Genomic DNA, 17,623 nt, shown 5'->3' on the forward strand with positions numbered 1-17,623 from the left:
CATGCGATCCTCTGCCCTTCTTGCCGCCGGTGTGCTGGCCGCCACCGTTTTTCTGACCGGCGGCTGCGCCGTGCACTCGGAAACCATGGGGACCCCCTCGTCCTCCGGCTTGCCGTCGGCAGGTCCGAGCGACCAGCCCTCGGGTTCCCCCTCGCCCTCGGATACCCCGATTGCGCAGCTCCCGCTGCCCACGACAAAGGCGCCGCTTCCCACCGGTGCGATTACCGGGCTGCCCAAGGGTGGGAACTATCTGGCGTGGACGGTGGATGACGGCGCGGATCCCGAAACCGTCGAAAAGTACGTGGACTTTGCCCAGCGCACCGGCACCCGGCTGACGTTTTTTGTGAACGGCCACTATCCCTCCTGGACCCAGGTGGCCGATAAGCTGCGCCCGATGGTGCAATCGGGGCAGATTCAGATTGGCAACCACACCTGGGACCACCCGGCGCTGACCAAGATCAGTGATCAGCAGATCAGGGATGAGCTGACCAAAAACGACGAGTTCATCGAAAAGACCTTCGGGGTGAGCGCCAAGCCCTACTACCGTCCGCCGTTTGGCTACCACAACGCGCACACCGATGCGGTGGCCGCGAGCATCGGCTACACGGTTCCGGTGCTCTGGTACGGGTCGCTTTCGGACTCGGGGCTGATCACGCCCGACCAGGTGGTGAGTTTTGCTGATCAATGGTTCCTGCCCGGACACATCGTGATCGGTCACGCCAACCATACGCCGGTGACCGAGGTGTTTGATCAGCTGGAGAAGATCGTCCAGGAGCGGGGTCTGCGCACGGTGACCCTGCGCGATATCTACCAGGGCTAGCGCCCCACGCGTGATCTCCCCGCGCGTGGGCGGACGAGCCTCGGAAGGGATTGAGCGGGCATCCGCGGCTGAGCCGTTCGGGTGGGATGCCCGCTCTGTTCTAGGGAGGTGAACCTCCCTCCCTGTCTACTGGGAATGGATCACCGCGTGCCGGGGCGCTGCGCGAAACGACAGCCGGTCTGCGCTAAATGGCGCCGAGCGCATCTCGGTCCCCGGCATCATCGCGCAGCGCACGGAACAGGGCCGAGGCGGATCCGAACCCGGTCGCGTGAGCAATCTCGCTCATCGAGAGTCCCGGATTGGCGCTCCGCAGCGTCCGCGCCTCGCTCACCCGGGCTCGACGCAGCGCCCCGCTGACGGTGTCCCCGCGCCGGGCAAACTCGGCCTGCAGCGTGCGCGGGGCCACACCCAGGCGGCGCGCAATCTCGGCGATGCGCAGCGACTGGGCATGGTACTCGACGGCGATCAGGTCGAGAGCGCGTGCATAGGGATCGTCCCGGGCCGGGGCATCGCCGCTGATCAGGCGCACCAGCGATCGGGTGACCTCCTCGGCGACCAGGCGCAGCGGTGCCATCAGCGGTGCCTGCTCGGAATCTACCGCAAACAGTCCGGTGGTGAAGGCCAGCAGCGGTGCCAGCAGCGAGGGGTCCAGGGAGGGAACGTGGGCGCTCGCCGTGGCCAGCGGAATGTCGGCGACCAGTCCCGCGGGCAGGCTGATGTAGAGCACCTCGTTATCGGTGTCGAGAACGTCGATCCACAGCGGCTCGGTGCCCGGCGGAATATAGAACAGTCCGGGCTCACGGGTGAGCAGCGCCCCCTCGGTTCGAACATGTATTCGACCGCCGAGAATGATGACGATGGCTGCCCGATCCGCCGACTGCGCATCCCGGGGCCACTCCATCCGGATGGCCGGCATCGCGACCCGCACGAAGCTCAGCTGCGGAAACTGCGCCAGGCGTAGGCGCAGGGGCGCGTTGTCGTCGAGCTCGTGCAGTACCACGTTGGCCGCGCGCAGGTAGTTCGCCAGCCCGGTATTGGCCGCGAGGGCGCGGGATCCGTGGACGGTGAGGCGCGCGGCATAGAAATCGAGCCCGTCAAAGGTGCGGGCCCAATCCTCACGCCGCCCCGACACGCGCGTCTCGGGGGAAGTTCAGGGGGGTGGGGGCAACCCCGGCGCGTGCCGCCGCGATCACCGCGAGCACCCGTGCGCGGATCGCGTTCGAGCGCTCGGTGAACCCGCGCTGGGCACGCACATACTCGGCCTTGCCCGCATCGGTCTCGATAGTGACGGCCGCATGCCCGTAGGAGGACACGTCGTAGGGGGAGGCCTGCATGTCCAGCGTGCGGATATCCCGGGCCAGCTCGAATGAGTCCAGCAGCAGTTCGCCGGGGACCAGGGGGCCCAGCTTGGCGATCCACTTATAGAGGTCCATGCCCGCGTGCAGGCAGCCGGCCTGCTCCATCTCGGGCTGGTTCTCCCGGGTGGGGGAGAGTCGATTGAGGGGCTCGGCCTCGGGGGTGAAGAATCGATAGGCGTCAAAGTGGGAGCAGCCCACCCGGTGGGATTCGACCACCGCGTCGGTGGCCGACGGGGAGAGGCGCAGCGGGACGCCGTTGTGCCGGATCTGTTCGGGATCCTGCTTATAGACCATCGCCCACTCGTGCAGGCCGAAGCAGTCGAAGCGGGCGGCGCGCTCGCCGGTGCGGGTCAGCAGGAACTCAACAAAGTCGATCAGGCGGGCACGGTCGCGCAGCAGCGAGGTCGCATCCACCGTGATGGTTCCATCGGCCAGGCGCATATACCGAGTGGGAAGCTCGCGATCCTCGGGCCACTCGATCGCGGTGCCCACGCCCGGATGCCAGCGCCGCAGGATGCTGGGCTTGATCGGATAGTACGTGAAGAGGAAGTCCTCGATCGCGTGTTTTTCCCCGCTCTGACGTCGCGCGCGCCAGCCCGCGGTGAGCGTGTCGGCGCGGGTCTCATGGGCGAGGGTGCGCTCACGCTGCACGCCCGGTTCCAGGCGCACCGGCGTGGGGAGCGAAGTCTCGGTGGGCATGGCTCAATTCTACGCCGAGTGCGACGCACGCCCACCCGGATCGCGCACAATCGTCCACCCCGGAGAGCCGAGTGTGCGAGCGCCGAGGTGCTCGGCGGTGCTAGGGTAGAAACGTTGTACACCAGTCAACCTTTAAGGTCGTCCAGAGAGGCGAAGAAGGGAGGCCCTATGAGTGCACGTATCGTGCTTCAGCAGGCTGACATTTCCCGGGCGCTCACCCGTATCGCACACGAGATTCTCGAATCCAATCGTGGCGCGGGTGATCTGATTCTGCTCGGCATTCCCACCCGCGGCGTGTACCTCGCGGCCCGCCTGGCGGCGCTGCTTGAGGAGTTCTCCGGGCAGGAGGTTCCGGTGGGATCGCTGGATATCACCATGTATCGCGATGACCTGGGCCGGATCCCGACGCGCTCGCCGCAGCCCACCAGCATTCCCGCCGGCGGCATCGACGGCAAGACCGTGATCCTTGCCGATGACGTACTCTACTCGGGCCGCACCATCCGTGCCGCCCTCGACGCCCTCGGCGACATCGGTCGCCCCCGCGCCGTGCGCCTGGCCACCCTGGTCGACCGCGGGCACCGCGAGCTGCCCATCCGCCCCGACTTCGTGGGTAAGAACCTGCCCAGCTCGAAGTCCGAGCGGATCAACGTGGAGCTGGTCGAGATCGACGGTGAAGACCGCGTGACCATCGGGGAGAGCCTCTAGTGCGTCACCTCCTGGACACCCGCACCCTCTCCCGTGCCGACGCCCTGAGTATCCTCGATGTGGCCGAGGATATGGCCGACACCCAGCTGCGCGAGGTCAAGAAGCTGCCCACGCTGCGCGGTAAGACCGTGGTGAACCTCTTCTTCGAGGACTCCACCCGCACGCGCATCTCGTTCGAGGCCGCCGCTAAGCGCCTGAGCGCCGACGTCATCAACTTCTCCGCCAAGGGCTCCTCGGTCTCCAAGGGTGAGAGCCTGAAGGACACCGCCCAGACCCTCGCCGCGATCGGTGCCGACGCCGTGGTGATCCGCCATGGTGCCTCGGGGGCCCCGCACACCCTGGCCGCCTCCGGCTGGATCGACGCGGGAATCCTCAACGCCGGCGACGGCACCCACGAGCACCCCACCCAGGCGCTGCTGGATGCCTTCACCATGCGCCGCCGCATCCACGGCGCGGGTGCCTCCCGCGGCCGCGACCTCGACGGCGTGCACGTGGTGATCGTCGGCGACATCCTGCACTCGCGGGTCGCTCGCTCGAACGTCTGGCTGCTGTCGAGCCTCGGTGCGCAGGTCACGCTGGTCGCCCCGCCCACCCTCCTGCCCGTGGGCATCGAGGGCTGGCCCGCCTCGGTGTCCTACGACCTGGACGCCGTGCTGGCAGAAAACCCCGACGTGGTCATGATGCTGCGCATTCAGGGGGAGCGGATGCACGATGCGTTCTTCCCCAATAGTCGAGAATATTCCCGCCGCTGGGGCCTGGACGATGAGCGTCTGGCCCGCCTCACAGGCGATAGCATTGTGATGCACCCCGGTCCGATGAACCGCGGACTGGAAATCTCCTCCGGCGCCGCGGACTCGCCGCGTTCGACGGTGCTTGAGCAGGTGTCGAGCGGGGTATCCGTCCGGATGGCCGCCCTGTACCTGCTGCTCTCGGGAGAACGCGAGGACCAGCGATGACCACCCCCACTCCCACGACTTCGAAGGACACCGCCGTGCAGAACGAGACCTACCTGATCCGTGGCGCACGCCTGTCCTCGGGCGAAACCACCGACCTGATCCTGGAAAACGGCGTCATCGCCGAGCTGGGCAACGGACTCACCCGCGCCGGTGCCACCACCGTGGACGCCGAGGGCCTGATCGCCCTCCCCGGTCTGGTAGACCTGCACACCCACCTGCGCGAGCCCGGCTTCGAGCACAGCGAGACCGTGCTGACCGGCACCCGCGCCGCCGCCTCCGGTGGCTACACCACGGTGTTCGCGATGGCCAACACCTCCCCGGTGGCCGACACCGCCGGCGTGGTGGAGCAGGAGCTCTCCCTCGGTGAGCAGGCCGGTTACGCCCGCGTGCAGCCGATCGGCGCGGTCACCGTGGGCCTGGCCGGAGAGCGCCTGGCCGAGCTCGGCGCGATGGCCGAGTCCCGCGCCAAGGTCCGCGTCTTCTCCGACGACGGCCTGTGTGTCTCCGACCCGCAGCTCATGCGCCGCGCGCTGGAATACGTCAAGGCGTTCGACGGCGTCATCGCCCAGCACGCGCAGGACCCCAAGCTCACCCCCGGTGCGCAGATGAACGAGGGCTCGGTTTCGGCCGAGCTGGGCCTGACCGGCTGGCCGGCGATGGCCGAGGAGTCGATCATCGCCCGCGACGTCCTGATCGCCGAGCACGTGGGCTCACGCCTGCACATCTGCCACCTCTCCACCGCCGGTTCGGTCGAGGTGATCCGCTGGGCCAAGGCCCGCGGCATCAACGTGACCGCCGAGGTTACCCCGCACCACCTGCTGCTCACCGAGGAGCTCGTGCGCTCCTACGATGCACGCTATAAGGTCAACCCGCCGCTGCGTCGCGCCGAAGATGTCCTCGCGCTGCGCGAGGCCCTGGCCGATGGTACCATCGACATCGTCGCGACCGACCACGCACCGCACCCGGCCGAGGCTAAGGAGTGCGCGTGGGCCGAGGCCGCGAACGGCATGGTGGGCCTCGAATCCGCGCTCAGTGTGGTGCACGAGTCGATGGTTGAGACCGGCCTGATCGGCTGGGCGGATGTCGAGCGGGTCATGTCCCGCACCCCCGCCCAGATCGGCCGCATCTCCGGCCAGGGCCTCGCGATCGCGGTGGGCAACCCCGCCGAGATCACCCTCTACGACCCCGCCGCCCGGTCCGACTTTGCCGTCGCAGACCTGCGCGGGCGCTCGATCAACTCCCCGTACCTGGGAACCAGCCTTCCGGGCCGGGTCCAGGCCACCTTCCACCGCGGATACGCCACGGTGCTGGGTGGGGAGCTGGTACCGCTTGAAAAGATCCAGGAATTGGTAGCATCGCATGCCTAACCCGCTCGTCCCCACGCTGATCATCGTTGCCTTCCTCGCGGGACTGTTTGTCCTGATGTGGCTGGGCTGGCGAAAGCGATCGCGACGAGACGGGGGAATCACCCTGAACGGCGTGATTCCCGGAAACCTCACCGAGCTGGCCTCAGCCGACGCGTTCTACGTGGCCTCCACCCGGCCCGGCGCCCCGCTGGAACGACTCGCCCTGAATGGCCTGTCCTTCCGCGCTCGCGCCCGGATCACCGTGAATGCGGAGGGTATTCTCCTCGAAGCCCGAGGTGGAGCCCCCGTGTTCTTTGCCCCCGACACCGTGTACGGCGCACAGACCGCCACCTGGACGATTGACCGCGTGGTCGAACGCGACGGTCTGATCGTGCTCGCCTGGCGCGCACCCGAGCAGGATGTGGATAGCTACATCCGGGTCATCGACCAGGCCGACCACGCCAACATTTTGGCCGCGATTGAAAAGATCGCCGCCGCCCCCACTCCCACCCCCACCGAGAGCGAGATTTCAGCATGACCACCACCGCATTCGGCTCCGCCGAACCGGCCGTCCTCGTCCTGGAGGATGGCACCCGCTTTGAGGGTGCCGCCTATGGCAAGACCGGCACCACCCTCGGCGAGGTTGTTTTCACCACCGGCATGTCCGGCTACCAGGAAACCCTGACCGACCCGTCCTACGCGGGTCAGATCGTCGTGATGACCGCCCCGCACATCGGCATCACCGGCGTCAACAAGACCGACATGGAATCGGATCGGATCTGGGTCTCCGGATACGTCGTCCGCGACCCTTCCCGTCGAGTCTCCAACTTCCGCTCGGAGGGCACCCTCGACGACAACCTGGTCGAGGACAACGTCGTCGGGATCTCCGGCATCGACACCCGCGCCCTGACCCGCCACATCCGCTCGGCCGGTTCGATGCGCGGCGGTATCTTCTCCGGTGCCGACTACTCCGCAGACGCCGAGGCCCTGGTGGCCCAGGTGAACGCGGGGGAGCAGATGGCTGGCCTCAGCCTCTCGGCCACCGTCTCGACCACCGAAAACTACACCCTGCCCGCCACCACCGAGCGGATCGGCTCGATCGCCGTGCTCGACCTCGGTGTGAAGCGCGCAACCCTCGGCTACCTCGCCGACCAGGGCTTCGACGTGATCGTTGTCCCGCAGGACATCACCCCCGATGACCTGCTGGCCCTGAAGACCGACGCGTTCTTCTTCTCCAACGGACCCGGCGACCCCGCCGCGGCCTCCGGCCAGGTGGAGGTGCTGCGTGCGGGTCTGCGTGCGGGGCTGCCCTACTTCGGGATCTGCTTCGGTAACCAGCTGCTCGGCCGCGCCCTGGGCTTCGACACCTATAAGCTGCCCTTCGGCCACCGCGGCATCAACCAGCCCGTGCTCGACAAGGCCACCGGCAAGGTCGAGATCACCTCGCAGAACCACGGATTCGCCGTGGACCTGCCCATCGAGGGCTCGCACGAGTCGCCCGAGGGCTTCGGTCAGGTCGAGGTGAGCCACTACAGCCTGAACGACAACGTCGTGGAGGGCCTGCGCTGCCTGGACATCCCGGCCTTCAGCGTTCAGTACCACCCGGAGTCTGCGGCCGGACCGCACGACGCCCACTATCTTTTTGCACGTTTCCGCGAGGTAGTTCTCGCCGGTAAGGGAGAGTCCAAGTAATGCCCAAGCGCGACGATATTAACTCCGTCCTCGTCATCGGCTCCGGCCCGATCGTCATCGGTCAGGCCTGTGAGTTCGACTACTCCGGCACCCAGGCGTGCCGCGTGCTGCGCGCCGAGGGAATCCGGGTCATCCTGGTCAACTCGAACCCCGCCACGATCATGACCGACCCCGACTTCGCCGACGCGACCTACGTCGAGCCGATCACCCCCGAGGTCATCGAATCGATCATCGCCAAGGAGCGTCCCGACGCGATCCTGCCCACCCTGGGTGGACAGACCGCGCTGAACGCCGCGATCCAGCTCGACGAGCTGGGCATCCTGGAGAAGTACAACGTCGAGCTGATCGGCGCCAAGATCGAGGCCATCCAGAAGGGTGAGGACCGCCAGCTCTTCAAGGAGCTCGTGATCGAGGCCGGCGCCGACGTTGCCCGCTCGCACATCGCGCACACCGTGGAGGAGGCCGTCGAGTACGCCAAGGACCTGGGTTACCCCCTGGTTGTGCGTCCGTCCTTCACCATGGGTGGCCTGGGCTCGGGCTTCGCGTACACCGAAGAGGAGCTCATCCGCATCACCACCGACGGCCTGCAGTCCAGCCCGACCACCGAGGTGCTCCTGGAGGAGTCCATCCTCGGCTGGAAGGAGTACGAGCTTGAGCTCATGCGTGACGGCAGCGACAACACCGTTGTGGTCTGCTCGATCGAGAACGTCGACCCCGTGGGTGTGCACACCGGTGACTCGATCACCGTGGCCCCGGCCCTGACCCTCACCGACCGTGAGTACCAGCGCATGCGCGACATCGGCATCGACATCATCCGCTCCGTGGGTGTGGACACCGGTGGCTGCAACGTGCAGTTCGCGATCGACCCCAGCAACGGCCGCATCATCGTGATCGAGATGAACCCGCGTGTGTCGCGCTCCTCGGCGCTGGCTTCGAAGGCCACCGGCTTCCCGATCGCCAAGATCGCCGCCAAGCTGGCCATCGGCTACCGCCTGGACGAGATCCCCAACGACATCACCAAGGTGACCCCGGCCAGCTTCGAGCCGACCCTCGACTACGTCGTGGTCAAGGTTCCCCGCTTCGCGTTCGAGAAGTTCCCGGCCGCCGACGCGACCCTGACCACCACCATGAAGTCGGTGGGTGAGGCCATGGCCATCGGTCGTAACTACACCACCGCCCTGCAGAAGGCGCTGCGCTCACTTGAGAAGCGCGGATCCTCCTTCCACTGGGGTACCGAGACCCGCTCGGCCGAGGAGCTGCTGACCGTGTCGGCCACCCCGACCGACGGTCGTATCGTCACCCTGCAGCAGGCCCTGCGCGCCGGTGCCACCGTCGAGCAGGCCTTCGAGGCCACCGGCATGGACCCCTGGTTCATCGACCAGATCGCCCTGATCAACGACGTCGCCGACTTCGTGGCCGGTGCCGCCGAGCTGACCGAATCCGTCCTGGCCCAGGCCAAGGACCACGGCTTCAGCGATGCCCAGATCGCCCAGCTGCGCGGCCTCACCGAGGCCGAGGTTCGCGGCATCCGCCACGGTTTCGGTCTGCGCCCGGTCTTCAAGACCGTCGACACCTGCGCCGGCGAGTTCCCCGCCCTCACCCCGTACCACTACTCGAGCTACGACTTCGAGACCGAGGTGGCACCGTCGGACCGCAAGAAGGTTGTGATCCTCGGATCCGGCCCGAACCGCATCGGCCAGGGTGTGGAGTTTGACTACTCCTGCGTGCACTCCTCCTTCGCGCTGCACGACGCCGGTTTCGAAACCATCATGATTAACTGCAACCCCGAGACCGTGTCCACCGACTACGACACCTCGGACCGCCTGTACTTCGAGCCGCTGACCCTCGAGGATGTCCTCGAGGTCATCCACGCCGAAAGCCAGTCCGGCGAGCTCGTGGGTGTTGTGGTGCAGCTCGGCGGCCAGACCGCGCTGGGCCTCGCCCAGGGCCTCAAGGACGCCGGCGTGCCGATCCTCGGCACCACCCCGGAGAACATCGACCTCGCCGAGCAGCGTGGCGAGTTTGCCCGCATCCTCGATGAGGGTGGCCTGCTGGCCCCGCGCAACGGCATCGCCCACAACGTGGAGGAGGCCATCGAGGTCGCCGAGACCATCGGTTACCCGGTCCTCGTGCGTCCGAGCTTCGTGCTCGGTGGCCGCGGCATGGAGATCGTCTACTCGACCGAGGCCGTGCGCGACTACTTCGTGCGCCAGGAGGGTCAGGCCCTGATCGGACCGGATCACCCCCTGCTGGTGGACCGCTTCCTCGATGACGCGATCGAGATCGACGTGGACGCCCTCTACGACGGCAACCGCCTCTACATCGGTGGTGTCATGGAGCACCTCGAGGAGGCCGGTATCCACTCCGGTGACTCGTGCTGCACCCTGCCCCCGGTGACCCTGGGCCGCGCCCAGATCGACCGCGTCCGCGAGGCCACCGAGGCCATCGCCAAGGGTGTGGGCGTGCGCGGCCTGCTGAACGTTCAGTTCGCGATCAGCGCCGGCATCCTCTACGTCCTCGAGGCCAACCCCCGCGCCTCGCGCACCGTGCCGTTCGTCTCCAAGGCGCTCGGCATTCCGCTGGCCAAGGCCGCCTCGCTGCTCATGGTGGGCAAGACCATCGACGAGCTGATCGCCGAGGGTATGCTGCCCGAGGTCGACGGCTCGCGCGTCCCGCTGGACTCCCCGGTTGCCGTCAAGGAGGCCGTGCTGCCCTTCAAGCGCTTCCGCACCAAGGAGGGCAAGGTTGTGGACTCGCTGCTCGGCCCGGAGATGCGCTCGACCGGTGAGGTCATGGGTATCGACCGCGACTTCCCGCGTGCCTTCGCCAAGAGCCAGGCCGCGGCCTCGAGCGCTATCCCGCTGAGCGGTACCGTGTTCGTCTCGGTCACCGACGAGGACAAGCGCGCGATCGTGCTGCCCGCTCTGCGCCTGCAGGAGCTCGGCTACGAGCTGCTGGCCACCGAGGGAACCGCCGAGATCCTGATCCGCAACGGCATCCAGGCTCGCACCGTGCGCAAGCACAGCGAGGGCTCGGTGGACGGCGACCCCACCATCGTGGACCTGATCAACGCCCGCAAGATCGACGTGGTCATCAACACCCCGTCCGGTTCCAGCGCCCGCGCCGACGGCTACGAGATCCGCGCCGCCACGGTGGCCGCGGACAAGCCGCTGTTCACCACCATCGCCGAGCTCTCGGCCGCGGTGAACTCGATCGAGGCCATCCGCAACGGCTTCGAGGTGCGTTCGCTGCAGGACTACGCGATCGACCGCGCCGAGCGCCTGGCGGCCTCGGCTCCGGCCTCCGCGTGAGCGCGGCCGTGACCCCCGGCGGCGAGGGCACCCTCGCCGCCGGGGCAACCGGCACCGGCTTCGGCCAGCGGCTGGCGGAAGTGTTTGCCAGCCGCGGCCGCCTGTGCGTGGGCATCGACCCGCACTCCTTCCTGCTGGAGGAGTGGGGCCTGGCCGACAGCGCCGCCGGTGTGCGCGAGTTTGGTCTGCGCGTGGTCGAGGCCACCGTGCAGGGTGGCGCCGGGATCGTCAAGCCGCAGGTGGCGTTCTTTGAGCGTTTCGGCTCGGCCGGCTACGCGGCGCTGGAGGAGGTCATCCAGACGGCCCGCGCCGCCGGCATCCTGGTGATCGCCGACTGCAAGCGCGGGGACGTGGGTACCTCGGTTGAGGCCTACGGACAGTCCTGGATGGCCGAGGGATCACCGCTGGAATCCGATGCGATGACCATCAGCGCCTTCCAGGGCGTCGGCTCGATCCGAAAGCCCATGGAGCTCGCCCGCGAGCGCGGCAAGGGCCTGTTTGTGCTCGCCGCGACCTCCAACCCCGAGGGTCGCGCGATCCAGCGCGCCCGCGTGGAGGAATCCGGACGCCGGGTATCCCGCCAGATCGTGGACGAGATTGCCGCCTGGAATCTCGCCGAGCCGGGCCCCTTCGGCGGCGTGGGCCTGGTTGTTGGTGCAACCCTGAATTTGGCCGACTTCGATCTGTCATATGATGAAGCTCCCGAGCCGGCGCTGCCGATCCTCGCGCCGGGCTTCGGTGCGCAGGGTGCGCGCCTCGCGGATACCCGTGAAATTTACGGCCCGCTGGCACCCGGTGTGATTGTTTCGGCTTCGCGCAGCGTTCTTGCGGCCGGACCAGGTAACATCACGGGAGCAATTGTTTCTATGACCCAGGAAATCGCCGTGGAGTATGACCGTGCCTAGTACGACCCCGCATCGGCCTCGCCGAGTAGCCCCCCAGTCTCTCGTGGCGTTCGCCGCGGTCGCCACCGTGGTGGTGTCAGCATGAACGCCGCCGAGGCTTCGGCGGTCACCCGTGACCTGCCCGAGGTAGACCGCGTCGCCGCGTCGCGTGCCGCCGTGGCCGCCCGCCGTGCGCGCGCGGCCGTGAAGGCCGAGATCGCCTCGGGTGCTCGTCGCCCGCTGGACGTGCTGGCCGCCGCGACCGCCGAGCCCGAGGGTGTCGAGGGTCGACTGCGAATCACCGACTTCCTGCTGGCCATTCCGGCCATTGGTCGCACCAAGCTCGGTCGCATCCTGGAGGAGCTGAGCATTTCCCCGGCCAAGCGCCTGGGCGGCCTCGGTCGTCACCAGCGTGTACGCCTGGAGGAGTTCCTGCACCAGCGTGCGGCTCTCGGGCGTCACCCGGTCAGCAAGCTCCTGGTGATCGCCGGACCCACCGCCGTGGGCAAGGGCACCGTGGTGCGCCACATTCGCGAGAACTACCCGCAGGTTCAGCTGTCCATCTCGGCCACCACACGCGAACCGCGTCCGGGGGAGACCCACGGCGTGGACTACTACTTCGTGGACAACGCCGAGTTCGACTCGCTGATCGAGCGCGGCGAACTGCTCGAATACGCCACCGTGCACGGCGTGCACCGCTACGGCACCCCGCGCGGCCCGGTCCGTGAGGCCCTGTCTCGCGGAACCAGCGTGATCCTGGAAATCGACATCCAGGGGGCACGCCAGGTCAAGGACGCCATGCCCGAGGCGGCGCTGGTCTTTTTGGCCCCGCCGAGCTGGGAGGAACTCGTGCGTCGACTGACCGGTCGGGGCACCGAATCCGCGGAGGAACAGGCGCGCCGCCTGGAGACCGCCCGCACCGAATTGGCGGCCGCGGATGAGTTCGATTATCAAATTGTCAACGGTGAAGTCGCCGAAGCGGCGGCCGAGGTCGTAGACTTGATTCAGCTTCGCGGTGTCGCCGCGCGCTGATCCGCGCCCGCCGCACCGTTCACCACCGCGCTAACCCCGCGTAAACCACACGAGGAGTGTGAACCACATGGTTGAAAAGCCCAAGGGAATTATCGATCCGTCGATCGACGACCTGCTCACCAAGGTTGAGTCCAAGTACGCTCTGGTGATCTTCGCCTCCAAGCGTGCCCGTCAGATCAACGACTACTACACCGACCTGCACGAGGGTTCGCTGTTTGACAACGTTGGTCCGCTGGTCGACTCGACCATGGAAGACAAGCCGCTGTCGATCGCGATGCACGAGATCAACGAGGACAAGCTCACGATCAAGCCGATCGCCGAGTAACAATCTCCCAATGACCTCCGCGCTCAACATTGTTGTCGGGGTAACGGGCGGCATCGCTGCGTATAAGGCAGTCGGTGTCGTCCGTTTGTTGGTTCGTGCGGGACACCGTGTTCAGGTCATCGCGACCGAGCACGCGCTGAACTTCGTGGGTGCGCCCACCTGGGAGGCAATCTCGCGCCAGCCGCTGGCCACCGATCTGTACACCGACGTGTCCGAGGTGCGTCACGTGGCCCTGGGCCAGCGTGCCGACCTGGTGATCATCGCCCCGGCCACCGCCAACACCCTCGCCAAGCTGGCGGCGGGTATCGCCGATGACCTGCTGGGCAACACCATCCTGGCCACGCGTGCGCCGGTGCTGGTCGCCCCGGCGATGCACACCGAGATGTGGCAGAACCCGGCGACGGCGGCGAACGTGGCGACACTGCGCGAGCGGGGGATTCACGTTGTGGGCCCCGAGAGTGGCCAGCTGACCGGCACCGACAGCGGTCCCGGACGGATGAGCGAGCCGGAGGACATCGTGGATGCGGGCCTCGGCCTGGTGCCCGATGCCGCCGGCGACCTGCGTGGTCGTCGCATCCTGATCACCGCGGGTGGCACCCGCGAACCCCTCGACCCGGTGCGCTACCTGGGCAACCGTTCCAGTGGCAAGCAGGGTATTGCCCTGGCCACCGCCGCCCACCTGCGCGGGGCCGATGTGGAACTGATCACCGCCTCGATCGATGAGGCACTGCCGAATCACGTGCCGAGCCACGGTGTGCAGACCGCCGCCGAGCTGCAGCGCGCGGTGCACACCTCACTGCCCGCCGCCGACATCGTGATCATGGCCGCCGCCGTGGCCGATTACCGTCCGGTGCAGGTGAGTGAAACAAAAATCAAAAAGGAGGAGCGTGGGGACACGCTCACCCTGGAGCTGGAAAAGAACCCGGACATCCTGGCCGGGCTGGTTCCGCTGGCGCGTCCCGAGCAGATTATCGTCGGGTTTGCCGCCGAAACCTCGCGTGACCGGGAGCACCTCCTGGAGCTCGGCCGAGCCAAGCTCGCACGCAAGGGCTGCGACTTCCTGTGCCTGAACGCCGTGGGCTGGAATGACGGATTTGGCGCCGACCGTAACACGGTCATCATCCTCGATGCCACCGGCACTATAGTTGGGGAAGCTTCCGGTTCGAAGCGCGAGGTGGCCGACGCCATCCTCACCGCGATCACCGCCGGATAGCCCGAGTTAACCACCGCGATTTTTATAGTCTCGCAGCACCTTTGAGGAGTATCACCATGACCGATCTGCGCCTGTTTACCTCCGAGTCCGTGACGGAGGGGCACCCCGATAAGATCTGTGATCAGATCTCCGACTCCATCCTCGACGCCCTGATCACCGAGGACCCCACCGCCCGCGTGGCCGTGGAAACCCTGGTCACCACCGGCCTGGTCCAGGTCGCCGGCGAGGTCACCACCTCCGCGTATGTGGAGATCCCGGCCATCGTGCGCGATGTCATCCTGGGCATCGGTTACAACAGCTCGGAGACCGGTTTTGACGGTGCCTCCTGTGGTGTGAACGTCTCCATCGGCGCGCAGTCCCCGGATATCGCCCAGGGCGTGGACACCGCGTTCGAGACCCGCGAGGGCACCAGCGCCGACGCGCTGGACCTGCAGGGCGCCGGCGACCAGGGCATCATGTTCGGGTTCGCCACCACCGAGACCCCGCAGTACATGCCGCTGCCCAGCTGGATCTCGCACCGCCTCGCCGAGCGCCTCTCCGAGGTGCGCAAGAGCGGGGAGCTGGACTACCTGCGTCCCGACGGCAAGACCCAGGTCACCATTGGGTACGAGGGCATCATCCCGCGCACCGTGGAGACCGTGGTCCTCTCGACCCAGCACCGCGACGAGGTGACCACCGAGCGTCTGCGCCGCGAGGTTGAGGCCCTGGTCATCGACCCGGTGCTCGCCGAGCTCGAGCTCGACACGTCGGGCCGCAACACCCTGATCAACCCCACCGGTCGCTTCGTGATCGGGGGACCGATGGGTGACGCGGGACTCACCGGTCGCAAGATCATCATCGACACCTACGGTGGAGCCTCCCGTCACGGCGGCGGTGCCTTCTCCGGTAAGGACCCGTCGAAGGTGGACCGCTCGGCAGCCTACGCGATGCGCTGGGTCGCCAAGAACGCCGTGGCCGCCGGTTTCGCCGAGAAGCTTGAGGTCCAGGTCGCCTATGCGATCGGCAAGGCCGCCCCGGTGGGCCTGTACGTCGAGACCTTCGGCACAAACCACGTGCCCGACGAGAAGATCGTCGCGGCCATTCGCGAGGTCTTCGACCTGCGTCCCGGCGCGATCGTGCGCGACCTCGACCTGCTGCGTCCGATCTACCGTCAGACCGCGGCCTACGGCCACTTCGGTCGCGAGCTTCCCGACTTCACCTGGGAGAAGCTCGACCGGGTCGCCGACCTGCGAAGCGCCGCCGGAATCTAAATGACCTCGGCCAGCATCGCCAGGGTGCTGATCGACTCGCCCCTGCCTCAACTCGACCATCCGTTCGATTTCCGCATTCCGCCGGAACTCGCCGATGTCGCGCTGCCCGGGGTGCGGGTCGTGGTGCCCTGGCGGTCGCTGAAAAATGGGGCCGCCGGCTATATCGTCGAGGTCACCAGCGACGCCGAATTCACCGGCAAGCTCAGCGACCTCGGCGAGGTGGTCTCCCCGGCGCGGGTGCTTACCCCCGAGGTGTGGGCGCTCGCGCGGCGGGCGGCCGATCGTGCCGCGGGCTCCGCCAACGGAATCCTGCGCCTCGCGGTGCCCGGACGTCAGGTACGCGTGGAGCGCGCCTGGATCGCCGAGCACGAGGAGCAGGGTGCGGATGTGGCGCCGCCGGCGCCACAGGTCTCGGCGGTGCCGATTACCGGGTATCCGGACACCCTGGCCGAGGCCCTGGCGGCCCATGAGCGAATCGCGCTGGACGCGCTGCCCGGCGTGCTTCCCGGTCCGCAGGAGGCCCCGGTTGGACGCTGGGCGATCACCCTGGCCGAGGCGGCGCTGGATCGCTATGCGGCGGGGGAGAGCGCGATCCTGGTGGTCCCCGACTATCGGGACCTCGACCAGCTGCTGCTCGCCCTCGAGGAGCGGGTCCCGATCGTGGATATTCTGCGGATGGATGCCAAGCAGCCCAACCCCGACCGCTATCGGGCGTTCCTGGCGGCGCTGGAACCACGGCCGCGGATCATCATCGGCAACCGCTCGGCGGTCTACGCCCCCGCCCACAACCTAGGCCTAATCGCCCTCTGGAACGACGGCGACCCGCTGCACGCCGAACCGCTGGCCCCCTACGTGCACGCCCGGGACGCGGCGCTGATTCGGCAGGAACAGTCGGGGGCGGCGCTGGTGTTTGCCGCGCACTCGCGCAGCGTCGAGACCCAGCGTCTGGTCGAGATGGGCTTTATTCGCCCGCTGGATCCTCAGCCGCGTCAGCGCCCCAAGATCATCGTCACCGAGCAGCAGGATCAGGGTGAGGGTCCGGCCGCCGCCGCGCGTATTCCCTCGGCGGCATGGAAGGCGATCGCCGATTCCGTGCGCGAGGGCCCGGTGCTGGTGCAGGTCTCGCGTCCGGGGTATGCGCCGATGCTCTCGTGCAAGCGCTGCGGGGACGCGGCGCGCTGTACCGCGTGCCACGGTCCGCTCGGTATTCCCTCGCGCGGGGCGACGCCCGCCTGTACGCTGTGTGGTCACCTGGCCGCCGGTTGGGTGTGCGCGACCTGCGAGGGCACCGAGTTCCGCCTGGTGACCCGGGGGACCGGACGCACGGCCGAGGAGCTGGGGCGCGCATTCCCGGCAACCACCGTGATCGTGGCCGACGGGGAGAAGACCGTGCTCACGGTCCCGGATCGCCCGGCGCTGATCGTGGCCACCCGCGGTGCCGAACCCATCGCCCATGGCGGCTACCGCGCGGTGCTGCTGCTGGACGGGGATCGGATGCTCGCCGCCGAGTCGCTGAGCATCGCCTCGGACTGCCTGCGCTGGTGGTCCCATGCGGCGGCCCTCGCCGCGCCCGGGGCGCAGGTGCTGCTGGTGGGGGTGGGCGGGGACCTCGCCCGTGCCTTCGCGACCTGGAACCAGGCGGAGTTTGCCAGCGCCGAGCTCAACGACCGTCGCGCGCTGCGCTTCCCGCCGGCCGTGCGCCTGGCCACGATCACGGGCCAGACCGATGCGATCGGCGAGGTGCTCACGAGCCTGGAGGGCCTGCCCGCGGGTGACATCCTGGGGCCGGTTCCGGTGATCCTGGAGGAGACCGGACGCCCCACCGGGGAATCCCGCGCCGTGGTGCGATTCGACTATGCGGCGGGTGCTCGGGTGGCCAAGGAGCTGCGCGCCGCGGTCATCGAGTACGCGACAAAACGCCGCGCACCGCGCGCGGGTGCGCGTCCGGGCCGCGCGGCCCCTACACTTAAGGTTCGGTTCGATGACCCGGAGATCAGGCTCTAGCCGCCCGGATCGAACCCCGATGCGTGAA

General features: G+C 67.8%; 15 protein-coding genes. 13 read left to right on the forward strand and 2 right to left on the reverse strand.

Annotation, left to right across the window (positions count from 1 at the left end; all coding sequences use genetic code 11):
- Position 1 precedes the first annotated feature (1 nt).
- Positions 2–820 carry a polysaccharide deacetylase family protein gene (locus IE92_RS0103385; RefSeq protein WP_030143467.1) on the forward strand — a complete coding sequence of 273 codons (819 nt, stop codon included), beginning with the start codon at positions 2–4 and terminating at the stop codon, positions 818–820.
- Between the two features lie 184 nt (positions 821–1,004).
- Here IE92_RS0103385 and IE92_RS16380 read toward each other — a convergent pair whose 3' ends face one another.
- Entirely contained in the window at positions 1,005–1,952 is a 948-nt protein-coding gene (locus IE92_RS16380) for an AraC family transcriptional regulator (RefSeq protein ID WP_030143468.1), read from the reverse strand.
- Positions 1,936–2,877: a hypothetical protein gene (locus IE92_RS0103395; protein ID WP_051701897.1), complete on the reverse strand. Its 942-nt coding sequence runs from the start codon at positions 2,875–2,877 to the stop codon at positions 1,936–1,938. The genes IE92_RS16380 and IE92_RS0103395 overlap by 17 nt, the downstream gene beginning before the upstream one ends.
- A 168-nt stretch (positions 2,878–3,045) precedes the next feature.
- On the opposite strand from IE92_RS0103395, the gene pyrR reads away from it, so the two are divergent.
- From pyrR to IE92_RS0103455, 12 genes are all read left to right on the forward strand, one after another.
- Complete coding sequence (pyrR, locus tag IE92_RS0103400; protein WP_030143470.1) at positions 3,046–3,582, forward strand: bifunctional pyr operon transcriptional regulator/uracil phosphoribosyltransferase PyrR; 537 nt, start codon at positions 3,046–3,048, stop codon at positions 3,580–3,582.
- A complete protein-coding gene (locus IE92_RS0103405; protein WP_030143471.1) occupies positions 3,582–4,538 on the forward strand; it encodes an aspartate carbamoyltransferase catalytic subunit in 957 nt (318 codons plus the stop codon). Before pyrR ends, IE92_RS0103405 begins: the two co-directional genes overlap by 1 nt.
- Positions 4,535–5,905, forward strand: coding sequence for a dihydroorotase (locus IE92_RS0103410; protein WP_051701896.1), 1,371 nt, complete (start codon positions 4,535–4,537; stop codon positions 5,903–5,905). The genes IE92_RS0103405 and IE92_RS0103410 overlap by 4 nt, the downstream gene beginning before the upstream one ends.
- Entirely contained in the window at positions 5,898–6,422 is a 525-nt protein-coding gene (locus IE92_RS0103415; protein ID WP_030149847.1) for a PH-like domain-containing protein, read from the forward strand. Before IE92_RS0103410 ends, IE92_RS0103415 begins: the two co-directional genes overlap by 8 nt.
- Positions 6,419–7,576: a glutamine-hydrolyzing carbamoyl-phosphate synthase small subunit gene (gene carA / locus IE92_RS0103420; RefSeq protein ID WP_030143474.1), complete on the forward strand. Its 1,158-nt coding sequence runs from the start codon at positions 6,419–6,421 to the stop codon at positions 7,574–7,576. The genes IE92_RS0103415 and carA overlap by 4 nt, the downstream gene beginning before the upstream one ends.
- Complete coding sequence (carB, locus tag IE92_RS0103425) at positions 7,576–10,887, forward strand: carbamoyl-phosphate synthase large subunit (RefSeq protein WP_030143475.1); 3,312 nt, start codon at positions 7,576–7,578, stop codon at positions 10,885–10,887. The genes carA and carB overlap by 1 nt, the downstream gene beginning before the upstream one ends.
- A gap of 71 nt (positions 10,888–10,958) precedes the next feature.
- A complete protein-coding gene (gene pyrF / locus IE92_RS0103430) occupies positions 10,959–11,792 on the forward strand; it encodes an orotidine-5'-phosphate decarboxylase (RefSeq protein WP_081864112.1) in 834 nt (277 codons plus the stop codon).
- An 81-nt stretch (positions 11,793–11,873) separates the two neighbouring features.
- Entirely contained in the window at positions 11,874–12,803 is a 930-nt protein-coding gene (gene gmk, locus IE92_RS0103435) for a guanylate kinase (RefSeq protein WP_030143477.1), read from the forward strand.
- 67 nt (positions 12,804–12,870) lie between these two features.
- Positions 12,871–13,128, forward strand: a complete 258-nt coding sequence (rpoZ, locus tag IE92_RS0103440; RefSeq protein WP_030143478.1) for a DNA-directed RNA polymerase subunit omega — start codon at positions 12,871–12,873, stop codon at positions 13,126–13,128.
- Between the two features lie 10 nt (positions 13,129–13,138).
- Positions 13,139–14,341 carry a bifunctional phosphopantothenoylcysteine decarboxylase/phosphopantothenate--cysteine ligase CoaBC gene (gene coaBC, locus IE92_RS0103445; RefSeq protein WP_030143479.1) on the forward strand — a complete coding sequence of 401 codons (1,203 nt, stop codon included), beginning with the start codon at positions 13,139–13,141 and terminating at the stop codon, positions 14,339–14,341.
- Between the two features lie 56 nt (positions 14,342–14,397).
- The gene (metK, locus tag IE92_RS0103450) at positions 14,398–15,591 is read left to right on the forward strand and encodes a methionine adenosyltransferase (RefSeq protein ID WP_030143480.1); all 1,194 of its coding nucleotides are present in this window, start codon (positions 14,398–14,400) and stop codon (positions 15,589–15,591) included.
- On the forward strand, positions 15,592–17,595 hold the full coding sequence (locus IE92_RS0103455) for a primosomal protein N' family DNA-binding protein (RefSeq protein WP_030143481.1): 2,004 nt from the start codon (positions 15,592–15,594) through the stop codon (positions 17,593–17,595).
- Positions 17,596–17,623 lie beyond the last annotated feature (28 nt).

This window comes from Mycetocola saprophilus, from assembly GCF_000718085.1.
Classification (GTDB): Bacteria; Actinomycetota; Actinomycetes; order Actinomycetales; family Microbacteriaceae; genus Mycetocola; species Mycetocola saprophilus.